Source organism: Candidatus Eisenbacteria bacterium, from assembly GCA_016867715.1.
In the GTDB taxonomy this organism is placed as follows: Bacteria; Orphanbacterota; Orphanbacteria; order Orphanbacterales; family Orphanbacteraceae; genus VGIW01.
Genome location: VGIW01000107.1, coordinates 1 through 10,210 on the forward strand (window position 1 = coordinate 1; position 10,210 = coordinate 10,210).

The following is a 10,210-nucleotide window of genomic DNA, read 5'->3' on the forward strand; positions in this document are numbered from 1 at the left end:
CACTCTCGCGCGTTCGCTGGACGGGATCTACTTCGACCTCGAACAAGAATCCGAGCGCCTCAGGCTCGACCTCGAGTGGGATCGCCTCGCGGCCGGGAAGGACCTCGTGATCTTGGACGAGGCTCAAGGGTGCCCGGACACCTTCGCTCGTCTGCGCGGGACCATCGACCGAGATCGCAAGCGGAAGGGTCGCTTCCTGCTTCTCGGATCCGTTTCCCCCTCGCTGATGATCCGCGTCTCCGAGTCGCTGGCGGGCCGCTTGTCGCTTGTCGATCTGACCCCGCTCCTCTTCAACGAGCTCCGAACAAAGGCACCGCGCGAGCGCCTCTGGTTGTGCGGGGGCTACCCCGATGGCGGGGTGCTGAGGGCCGGACCGTATCCGCGTTGGCAACTGGATTACCTGGCTCTTCTGACGCAGCGCGATCTCCCGACCTGGGGTTTGCCCGCGAGGCCGCGGACGACCGATCGGCTGCTCCGCATGCTGGCCGCGCTTCACGGGCAGGTGTGGAATGCCACGCAAGTGGGCCAGAGCCTCGGGCTCTCGTACCACACCGTCAACAGCTACCTGGACTATCTGGAGGGGGCTTTCCTGATCCGCAGGCTACCTTCCTACCAGGCGAACATCCGCAAGCGTCTCATCAAGAGCCCCAAGATCTATTGGCGTGATAGCGGGCTCCTGCATGCTCTCTTGAATGTCTCGAACGAACGGCGCCTGCTCAGCCAACCATGGGTCGGCGCGAGCTGGGAAGGCTTCGTGATCGAGCAGGCGCTGGGTGAGCTCTCCGCGCGTGGACGAAGTTTCACGGCTCACTACTTTAGGACCGGTGACCAACACGAAATGGACCTCGTGTTGGATTTCGGGAAGGAGTGTTGGGCTGTCGAGGTGAAGCTCACATCCTCCCCCTCACCGGAGGATATGGCGCGGCTGGACAAAGCCGCTGACCTTATCAAGGCGTCGCGGCGCTTCCTGGTTTCGCAGACCGGCCGTTCGAGCGGAGACGACCGCCGCATCTCCTGCAACCTGTCGACGTTCCTGAAACACCTGAGAGATGACGGGTCGTGAGAGGGACGCGGGATCCTGGGAGTGCTGCCTGAACCATGGTCGTGCTCGGCACACGGTTCCCCGACTCCCTCCTTGACCCTCCCCGTCGATCGGCTAGAATGGGATTCGTCTTCCGGAGGGATGGCCGAGCGGTTGAAGGCGGCGGTCTTGAAAACCGCTAACCCGTTTAGGGTTCGTGGGTTCGAATCCCACTCCCTCCGCCGGCGAGGGCGCGGGGGGATGGGAAGTAGGGCGAGGGGATTCGCGCGGAATGCCGCCCCGAGCCTCCCCACCGGAAAATGAAACATCAGGCGGAGTGGTGCGTGAGATGGCTGAAACGAACCGCCTGCTAAGCGGTTGAAGGGTCAAAAGCCCTTCCGAGGGTTCGAATCCCTCCCACTCCGCCAGCTTTGCGTTTCGGATCGAGGGGCGGGACGCGGTTCGCGTGGCGAAGGCTCCCCGCGAGTCGTGAGTCCGAGAGGGAGGCCGTCGAAAGTCCTTCGGCCGATCGGGGAGCCGCCTCGCGCGCGGGTCGAAGAGAAGAGCGTGAGAAGGCGCTTGCCAGGCGGGCTCGAATCGAGTAACCTACTCCGCGCGAACGAACGAACACGCCCATAGCTCAATTGGACAGAGCGTCTGGCTACGGACCAGAAGGTTGGGGGTTCAAGTCCTCCTGGGCGTAGATGATCGGGCCCTCCGGATCGCCGGAGGGCCCTTTTCTCGAGCCTGGACTCCGCGTGCGTCTTCTGCTCCGGACGCGGGTCGGAGCCTGCGAGACCCGATGCTACCGTCCTTTCCGCGCGCCGCTGATCGAGAGGACGACGCGCGCCGCGGGCTCGATCACACGAAACGTGAACGATTCGGTGATGAAGAGACGAACGCGCTTCGTCTCCTGCCATTCGTAGCCGATCGCGAAGTCCTCGCCGAGCGTGAGCAATCGGTCGCCGCCGCGCATCGAGGCGAGGATCCCCCCCTCGAGATGCGGGGAGTAGAGGACAGGGCCGCCGAGGAGATCCTCGATCTGGCGGAGCGGCGGATGGCAAGGACCGTGCGAGGCGAGCGTCTCGTATGGTTTTCGCCCGAGGACGAGCGCGCATGCCCCGTCGATCGAGGCGTCCCGAAGGAGAAGGAGCGCACGCTAAACGCCGTCGACGATCCCCTTGACGTCGGAAGGAATCGGGATCGGCTTGTGGGCCGACGAGCCGAGAAGACCGGCGATCTTTCCGGCGGCGGGACCGTCGAAGAGCGCGCCGTCCTCGAAGGCGACCATCCGCCGCGCGGCTTCCTCCGCCGGCCCAAGGTCGATGTCCGCCGCGCCGCGGGTCGCGTTGTCCATTGCCCAGATGTCGAGATGGAACGAGGTCCGCGCCTCGACGAGAGGGAGCGCCTGGCGGACGCCGAAGGCGACCCCCTCGCACGGCTGCTTCGCCGGAAGCTCGATTCGGCCAAGGCCGATCGCGGAGAAATCCCATCCCTTGGGGCCGTCCACGTCGGCGATCCGCCGCCCCGCGAGCCCGGCCTTGAGGACGCGGCGCACGGCCTCGTCGATCGCACCCCACGCGGCGTCCGGGGAATAAGGTATCCGATACCGGTTCTAATTTGGTATCGGATACCGGCTTGCTTGAGGACCCAGATGTAGTAGGTGCCGCAGCGGTCCGGTCAATGTATCGGGCAAGGTACGATCAAGGTATCGGATACCGGTATCGGATACCGGCTTATTCCAAGATCCAGATGTCGTAGGTGCCGCCGCGGTTCGAGGCGAAGGCGATCCGGTCGCCGCGCGGGGACCAGGCCGGCTCCCGGTCGTCGGCGAGATGGCTCGCGAGGATCTTCTTCCGGCCGCTCGCCGGGTCGACCGCCCAGATGTCGTACTGCACGTTCCGGTTGTCGGCGAAGGCGAGGAAGGGGCCTTTCGGGCAGAAGGCGGGGTGGATCTCGCGCACCATCGGGTCGTTCGCGCCGGGGACGAGGGAGAGGATCGGGTCGGGCGGCTCGACCGTCGCGAGGTCCGATCCGCCCAGCTGGTTCGAGACGAACGCGAGGGCCGTGCCGTCCGCGCGCCACGTGGCGGACGACTCCGCGGTGGCGGCGGCGGTGTACGCCTCCTCCGGTCCGGACGGTGCTCCGCTCGCGATGGCGACGGAGTAGATATTCCAGTTTCCGTCCCGGTTCGAATGGAACGCGAGGCGCGCGCCGTTCGGCGACCAGACGGGACCCCGATCCGCGAAGGAATTCGTCGTGACCTGCGTCTCCTCCCCCCCCTCCGCCAAAACGGTCCAGATGTCCCAGTTCCCCGATCGGTTCGATGCGAACGCGATCCGGTCCCCCGCCGGCGACCAGTGCGGCGAGGCGTCGTCGTTCGAGGACGAAACGAGAACGGAAGGCGAGCCCCCGGCCGAGGGGACTGTGTGGAGATCGCGAAGGCCGCTTACACCTCTTGATGCATAAACGATCGTGCTCCCGTCGGGAGACCAGGCCGGCTCCCGCTCCTCCTCGCTCGGGCTTCCGATCGAGCGGAGGGTTCGTTCGGCGAGGAGCGCGCTCACCGTGGCGGATCCCTTCGCGCCGTCGGCGTCCTCCGCCTCGACCGTGATCTCGATCGCGCCGGCATCGAAGAGGAACGCGGGGAAGTAGAGGGAGAAGGGGGAGGTCGAAGCGGTCGCGAAGATCGTTCCCGCGGCTTTCAGGCGGATCGCCGCGATGCCGTCCTCGTCGGACGCGAGGCCGGTGACGGTGAAGCCGACGCCGGAGAGCGTATCGCCCGATCGCGGGGATTGGATCACGACCGAAGGGGGAGTCCCGCCGTTTGTCGGCGACTCGTGCTTCCCGCAACCGGCGGGAAGAAGGGCGAGTGCGATTGCAAGAGCGAGAAGCCGCTCGAAAAGACGCGGCCGGTGCGTGGTCGACATGCTCGTTCCTCCGCGGGTTCGCCGCCGGTCGGGACTCGCCTCGAGGCCCTCTGCGAGTTGACGGCGCGAGGCGCCCGATGCTACGTTCCGCCGGATGGCGCGCCGACAATGGGGAGGGCACCCGTGAGCTCCCGATGGATTCTCCCTCTACTCCTTCTTATCGGCCTCGCGATGCGCCTCTATTACCTCCACGGCATCGAGGCGAGCCCCGAGTTCCGAGTCCCTCTCGTCGACAACCGATGGTATCACGATCGAGCGCTCGCCTGGTCGGAAGGAAGGGCGGGGTCCGAGCTCGACCTCTTTCGCGCGCCGTTCTATCCGTTCCTCCTGGGACAACTCTACCGGGTCTTCGGATCCGGCCCGTATGTTGCGCGGATCTTCCAAATGCTTCTCGGGCTCGCGGCGATCCTGCTTGTGCACCGGATCGGGAACCGCGCCTACGGGCCTCCGGTCGGGCTCGTCGCGGCCGCCTTTTCCCTCCTCTACAATCCCTTTATCTATTATGAAAACGAGACGCTCACGACCTCGCTCCTTCTCTTTCTCCTTCTTCTCGGCTTCTTCTTGCTTCTCGGGCTCCAGGAGGGAAAGAGATTTTGGGCGCTCGCCGCGGGGGCGGTCCTCGGGCTCGCGGCGGCGACCTATCCGACGGCTCTCGCCCTTTACCCGTTCGTTCTCCTCTGGAGCGTGTGGTGCGCGCGGAGCCGCGCGATGCGGACGCTCCCCGTGCTCGCGCCTCTCGCGATCGGCCTCGCGCTCCCTCCCCTCGCGGCGGCGGCGTGGAACACGAGAACGCACGGCGCCTTCGTCCTCGCGACGCAAGGGGGCGTGAACCTTTATATCGGAAACAATCCGAACGCGGACGGAAGGACGGCGATCGTTCCCGACTGGCGCGACATCGCCTACGAAACGAAGGAGTACGAGGACAACGTCTCCCTCGCGGCGATCCGGGTCGCCGAGCGGGAGACCGGACGGAGGCTCTCGCCGGGCGAGGCGGACCGCTTCTGGCGGGAGCGTGCGCTCGAGTGGATCGCCTCGCGCCCCGCCGACGCGCTCCGCCTCTTCGGGCGAAAGATCGTCTATCTCGCGAGCGACGAGGAGATCCCGAACAACCGTTTTCTCACCCCCCACATCGAGGAGTACGCGCCGCTTCTTCGGCGCCTCTCGCTCGGGGCGGGGTTTTTCATCGCGTTCGGGATCGCGGGGCTCCTTCTCTCGGGGGGGCGCGCCGGAGCGCGCTCGCTCCTTGCGCTCTTTCTCCTCGCGCAAGCGGCGGTTCTCGTTCTCTTCTTCGTGTGCGCGCGCTTCCGCCTTCCAATGATGCCCTTCTTCCTCGTTCTGGCGGCGCACCTCGTCGTGCGGCTCGCGCGCGAAGGGCGGCGCTTTCCGATTCGCGTCGTTCTCTTCGTGGCGGTGCCGCTCCTTCTCGTCGCGCACTCGAATGCTTTTGACGTGAACGTTCCGGGGGATCTCGCCTCGCTCTACTTCTCGCGGGGCCACGCGTTCGCCGAGGTCGGGCGGCTCGATCGGGCGGAGGAGATGTACCGCGAGGCGCTCGCGCTCGATCCGAGCGATCCGCGAGTGCTCATCAACCTCGGGGCGGTCCTCGCGCGGGCCGGGAGAGCCGATGAGGCGGAGCGCGTGCTCCTGACGGCGCTCGATCGGGATCCCCGCTACGCGCCGTTCGTTTGGAACAACCTCGCGCTCGCACGTCTCGTCGCCGGCGATCCGGAGGGGGCTCTTCGCTTCTTCGAGCGATCGATCGAGGCGGCTCCGGGGGACGCGGATGTGCACGCGAACGCGGCGAACGCGCTCCTCGCGCTCGGAAGACACGAGGAAGCTCTCGCGCGCTACGACGAGGCGCTCGGACGAGGGACGGCGCGGGCGCTTCCGACGCGCCTCGGGCGCGCGCTCGCCCTCTCGGCGCTCGGAAGGGGGAAGGAGGCGCTGGCCGAGACGGAATCGGTCGCGGCCGCGGCGCCCGGCGTTCCAGAAGCGTGGGCGGTCCTCGCCGAGGTCGCCGCCGCCACGGGCGAGCCGGAGAGGGCGGAGGAGGCGCGGGCGCGCTTCCAGGCGCTGACCGGCCGCCGCCCGGGGCCGGCCGACCTCCCGTTTTGAACGTTTGTACCTGGTACGAAGTTGGGTAGACGTTTTGAACGTCTGTACCAGGTACAAGGGGGACCAGGACTGGAGTATGTATCGGATACCGACGCGCGCCATGAGGACGAAAAGGCTGATGGAGCGTCCGTTTCGGGGAAGATAGGCGAAAGAGGTAAAAGAGGTATCAGGTACGTCTCAACCAGGAAGAAAGAGGTATCAGGTACGTCTCAGGAAAGGTATCAGGTACCGTGGATCACGTACGCTGGATGCGCCTCGCGCTTCTTGAAGCGGAGGAGGCGGCACGAGAGGGGGAGGTCCCGGTCGGCGCGGTCGTCATCCACGAAGGGCGTGTGATCGGGCGGGGCCACAACCGGGTCGAGGGGACGAACGACCCAACCGCGCACGCCGAGATCCTCGCGATCGGCGCTGCCGCCGAGGCGCTCGGCTCGTGGAGGCTCGAAGGCGCGACCCTCTACGTCACGCTCGAACCGTGCTTCATGTGCGCGGGGGCGATCGTCCTCGCGCGTCTCGACCGTCTCGTCTTCGGCGCGACCGACCCGAAGGCGGGCGCGTGCGTCTCGCTCGCCGGCGTCGTCCAGGACCCGCGCCTCAACCATCGGGTCGATCTCCTCCACGGCATCCTCGAAACCGAGTCGCGCGCGCTCCTCGAGGATTTCTTCCGAAAGAAGCGAGAGGAGGCCGAGGGGACCCCGCGAGAAGACGGGTAGAAGCGGGGAGACGACCCCGGTTCTCCGGCCCTCCTCGAAGAACGCGCGCGTCCCGCACCTCCCCGAGCTCCGCATCTGGATCGCCCCGGCGGCTGCCGAAGTCCGCGTGCGTTCCCCGCCAAACCGAGTCTTGTATCGTGTCCCGGAATTCCCCCAACAGGGGATTTGTCCAATTCAGTATCGTGTCCCCGAATTTCTCGAATGACTTGATTCAGTATCGTGTCCCCGAATGTCTCCCGATCGGTTGCGCCGGCGTTCCCGAGTCCCTGAACTCGGTGGATGCCCAGGTTGCACGGATTCCGTCGACGGTCGCCGGATTTCCTTCGCCGAGTTCCGCCGCGATCGGCTGCGCGATCCCCCGGTCGCATTGCATAAGAAGAGCTGATAGATCCGATTCAATCCGTGCGAAGAAAAAGTAGCCGCCCGTTCCCCGTTCTCACTACCTTGCCCTCATCGCTCGCCCGGTCGGTCCGAGCAAGGGAGGATCCGACCGGCACGCGAAACCGCGCTCGCCTCTCCCCCCCCCACGGGCGGCCGGAAACGAAACACCCTTCGAAAGGAGTATCCAGAGCGTGAAGAAGGTACGGATGTTTGTTGCGAGCTTCGCGGCGGTCCTCATGCTGGCCGGAACCGGCTCGGCCGTGATGACGAACACTTCGGGCGATCAGCCCCTCATCCACAGCGGGCACGTTCTCACGAGCCCGGCGGTCACATCGGTCGGTCGCATTCTCTACGCGCCTTCTGAAGACGATGATCCGGCGTATCGCGCGGCGATCTCGGCGGCGGCCGGCGGAGCGGTCGTCGATTACTTCGACGCTCGCGTCGCGACCCCTGACCTCCCGTTGCTCCGCGAGTACGACTGCGTGCACACGTGGGCCAACTACCCGTACGCGGACAACGTTCTCTTCGGCGACAACCTCGCCGAGTACGTCGATATCGGCGGGCACGTGGTTCTCGGCGTCTTCTGCACGTTCACCTTGGGGAACTACCTGAGCGGGGCGATCATGACGCCCGCGTACAGCCCGGTCGTCTCTCCCTCGGGGAGCAACCATTATTCCTACAGCGCGTACGACGGTCACGGAACGACCTGCATCCACTCGGGCGTGTCGGCCTACGGATCGTCCTATCGTGACATGCTCGCGCTCCAGGGCGGCGGCCTCGTCGCCGGCAACTTCCAGGACGGCGAGATCGCCCACGCGTATCGCCCCGACTTCGCTGTGGTCTACAGCAACGGCTCCGGCGGTTATCCGATCTACGGCGACGGCGACTGGCCGCTCCTCCTCGCGAACTCGTGCGCCTGCGACGGGTCGACCGCGGTCGAGGAGACGACCTGGGGCCGCGTGAAGACGTTCTTCCGGTAGATCGACGATTCTCATTGGAACCCTTGCAGGGGCGGCTCCGCGCAAGGAGCCGCCCATTTTCGCGGGGACCCGAACCCCTCGCTTCGCGCGCGGCGGAAGCGCCCCGAGCGTCCGCTCTCGGAAGCCACTTGCAGCAGGTCGCTCAACCCGGTAACCTACCGGGGAGGATGCTCGAGACTCGAGGCGGGCCTTCGGTCCTTTGCAAGCCGCCCGCCCGAAAGCCGCGAGGTCCATCCTCGCCGGAGAGATGCCGGAGTGGTTGAACGGGACGGTCTCGAAAACCGTTGAGGGGGCAACCCCTCCGAGGGTTCGAATCCCTCTCTCTCCGCCAGCGACGCGCGCGCGAGAAGCCGCCGGAGAGGACTCGGAACCGGGTGACGTCTTCCTCCGGAGCTGATAGAATGCCGGAGAGTTGCGAGAGCGGTTGAATCGGCGTGATTGGAAATCACGTGTACGGGCAACCGTACCGAGGGTTCGAATCCCTCACTCTCCGCCATCAATGGGCGCGGCCGCTCGGGCCGCCGTTTGGTCGAGAGTCGGGTCGGGGATGTAGCTCAGTTGGGAGAGCGCTGCCTTCGCAAGGCAGAGGTCGGCGGTTCGATCCCGCTCATCTCCACCATTTCATTGATTGATCAAGGGTCGCCGCCTGAACAGTGTGGGTCGTGCTAGACGGGGAGTTAGCGGTGCCCTGAACCCGCAATCCGCTCCAGCGGGGTTGAATCCCTTTCCGAGGCCCGGCCTCGGCGGAGGCAGGGAACGAGAGACGGCGTGGAAGGCCAGGTCCCGCGCGATGGGGGACCGTGAACCCCGTCAGGACCGGAAGGTAGCAGCGGTAAGCGGATCTTTCCATGCGCCGCGGGCTCGCTTGGTCTGAGCCGCGCTCTCGCCGACCGCTTCGTCCGGGAGGGTCGACGAAAGGTGCACGGCCTACTCCTCTCGTCCGGGTGAAACGCGGCGCCAGCGAAAGGCGGTTCCTCCGGTGAGCTATCTCGTTCTCGCCCGCAAGTGGCGCCCCGCGCGCTTCTCGGATCTCGTGGGCCAGGCGCACGTGGCCCGCACGCTCGAGAACGCCATCCGCCAGGAGTGCGTCGCGCACGCGTATCTCTTCGCCGGGCCGCGCGGGGTGGGGAAGACCTCGACCGCGCGCATCCTTGCCGCCGCCCTGAACTGCGAGAAGGGGCCGACCCCCGAACCGTGCGGGACCTGCCCGCACTGCCGGGAGATCGCCGCCGGCCGAAGCCTCGACGTCCTCGAGATCGACGGCGCCTCGAACCGCGGGATCGACGAGGTCCGCGACCTCCGCGAGAACGTCCGCTACATGGCCTCCGCCGGGAAGCGGAAGGTCTACATCATCGACGAAGTTCATATGTTAACCGTCGAGGCGTTCAACGCTCTTCTCAAGACGCTCGAGGAGCCCCCCTCGCACGTCCTCTTCGTGTTCGCGACGACCCGACCGACGAAGGTCCCCGCGACGATCCTCTCGCGGACGATCCGCTTCGATTTCCGCCGCATCGACGCGAAGAGCATCGTCGGGCGCCTCGAGGCGATCGTGAAAGCGGAGAAGATCGAAGCGGAGGAGAAGGCGCTCCATCTTGTCGCGCGCGCGGCGGACGGAAGCATGCGCGACGCGCTCTCGCTCCTCGAGCAGGCGCGCGCCTTCGGAGGCGGGAAGCTCGCGGCGGCGGAGACGGAGGAGGCGCTCGGGATTGTCGACGAAAACCATCTCTTCGCGATCTCCGCGGCGGCCCGCGCGGGGGATCCGCTCGCCGCGATGACCACGATCGACGAGGCGGCGAGCCGGGGGCGGGATCCTTCCGATTTCCTCATCGCCCTCGAGGAGCACTTTCGGAACCTCCTCGTCGCGCGCGTGAGCAAGAACCCGGGCGCCCTGATCGACGCCGCCGAGGAGACGATCGCGCGCTACCGAGAGGAGGCGGCCGCCTTCCACCCGGACGATCTCATTCGCATGCTCACTCTTCTCGGAGAGGGAGGGCGGGAGATTCGCTTCTCGCAGAAACCGCGCCTCGTCCTCGAGATGCTCCTTCTTCGTCTCGTTCGCATGGACTCGACCGT

The 10,210-nt window shown here is 66.4% G+C and carries 8 protein-coding genes, 6 tRNA genes and 1 other RNA gene; 12 read left to right on the top strand and 3 right to left on the bottom strand.

Translation table 11 applies throughout. The annotated features are described in order from the left end of the window. From FJY73_12860 to FJY73_12875, 4 genes are all read left to right on the top strand, one after another. Positions 1-1,063, top strand: a 1,063-nt coding sequence (locus FJY73_12860; protein ID MBM3321554.1) for an ATP-binding protein, incomplete at its 5' end; no start/stop codon positions are given. 114 nt (positions 1,064-1,177) lie between these two features. Then, positions 1,178-1,263 (top strand) — tRNA-Ser (locus FJY73_12865). Between the two features lie 92 nt (positions 1,264-1,355). Beyond that, positions 1,356-1,449: transfer RNA gene (locus FJY73_12870), tRNA-Ser, on the top strand. 201 nt (positions 1,450-1,650) lie between these two features. After that, positions 1,651-1,724 (top strand) — tRNA-Arg (locus tag FJY73_12875). A 102-nt stretch (positions 1,725-1,826) separates the two neighbouring features. Here the strand turns inward: FJY73_12875 and FJY73_12880 are convergent. The 3 genes from FJY73_12880 to FJY73_12890 all read right to left on the bottom strand — a co-directional run bounded on the left by FJY73_12880 (position 1,827) and on the right by FJY73_12890 (position 3,951). Then, positions 1,827-2,150, bottom strand: a complete 324-nt coding sequence (locus FJY73_12880) for an encapsulin (GenBank protein MBM3321555.1) — start codon at positions 2,148-2,150, stop codon at positions 1,827-1,829. A gap of 30 nt (positions 2,151-2,180) precedes the next feature. Then, positions 2,181-2,579: an encapsulin gene (locus tag FJY73_12885; protein MBM3321556.1), complete on the bottom strand. Its 399-nt coding sequence runs from the start codon at positions 2,577-2,579 to the stop codon at positions 2,181-2,183. A gap of 178 nt (positions 2,580-2,757) precedes the next feature. Beyond that, positions 2,758-3,951, bottom strand: coding sequence for a PD40 domain-containing protein (locus tag FJY73_12890; protein MBM3321557.1), 1,194 nt, complete (start codon positions 3,949-3,951; stop codon positions 2,758-2,760). A gap of 123 nt (positions 3,952-4,074) precedes the next feature. Between FJY73_12890 and FJY73_12895 the strand changes: the two genes are divergently transcribed. From FJY73_12895 to dnaX, 8 genes are all read left to right on the top strand, one after another. Further along, a complete protein-coding gene (locus FJY73_12895; GenBank protein ID MBM3321558.1) occupies positions 4,075-6,066 on the top strand; it encodes a tetratricopeptide repeat protein in 1,992 nt (663 codons plus the stop codon). 230 nt (positions 6,067-6,296) lie between these two features. Next, on the top strand, positions 6,297-6,776 hold the full coding sequence (tadA, locus tag FJY73_12900) for a tRNA adenosine(34) deaminase TadA (protein MBM3321559.1): 480 nt from the start codon (positions 6,297-6,299) through the stop codon (positions 6,774-6,776). 572 nt (positions 6,777-7,348) lie between these two features. Further along, a complete protein-coding gene (locus FJY73_12905) occupies positions 7,349-8,137 on the top strand; it encodes a hypothetical protein (GenBank protein MBM3321560.1) in 789 nt (262 codons plus the stop codon). Positions 8,138-8,378: 241 nt separating this feature from the next. Further along, positions 8,379-8,468: transfer RNA gene (locus tag FJY73_12910), tRNA-Ser, on the top strand. A 75-nt stretch (positions 8,469-8,543) separates the two neighbouring features. After that, positions 8,544-8,633: transfer RNA gene (locus tag FJY73_12915), tRNA-Ser, on the top strand. Between the two features lie 47 nt (positions 8,634-8,680). Then, a tRNA-Ala gene (locus tag FJY73_12920) sits at positions 8,681-8,756 on the top strand. Positions 8,757-8,797: 41 nt separating this feature from the next. Further along, positions 8,798-9,063: signal recognition particle sRNA large type (ffs, locus tag FJY73_12925), an RNA gene on the top strand. Between the two features lie 53 nt (positions 9,064-9,116). Then, a partial coding sequence (gene dnaX / locus FJY73_12930) for a DNA polymerase III subunit gamma/tau (protein ID MBM3321561.1) occupies positions 9,117-10,210 on the top strand: 1,094 nt, incomplete at its 3' end.

Coding starts and splice junctions, on each gene's coding strand:
- FJY73_12890 (MBM3321557.1), bottom strand. CDS start 3,951: ATGTCGACCACGCACCGGCCGCGTCTTTTCGAGCGGCTTCTCGCTCTT.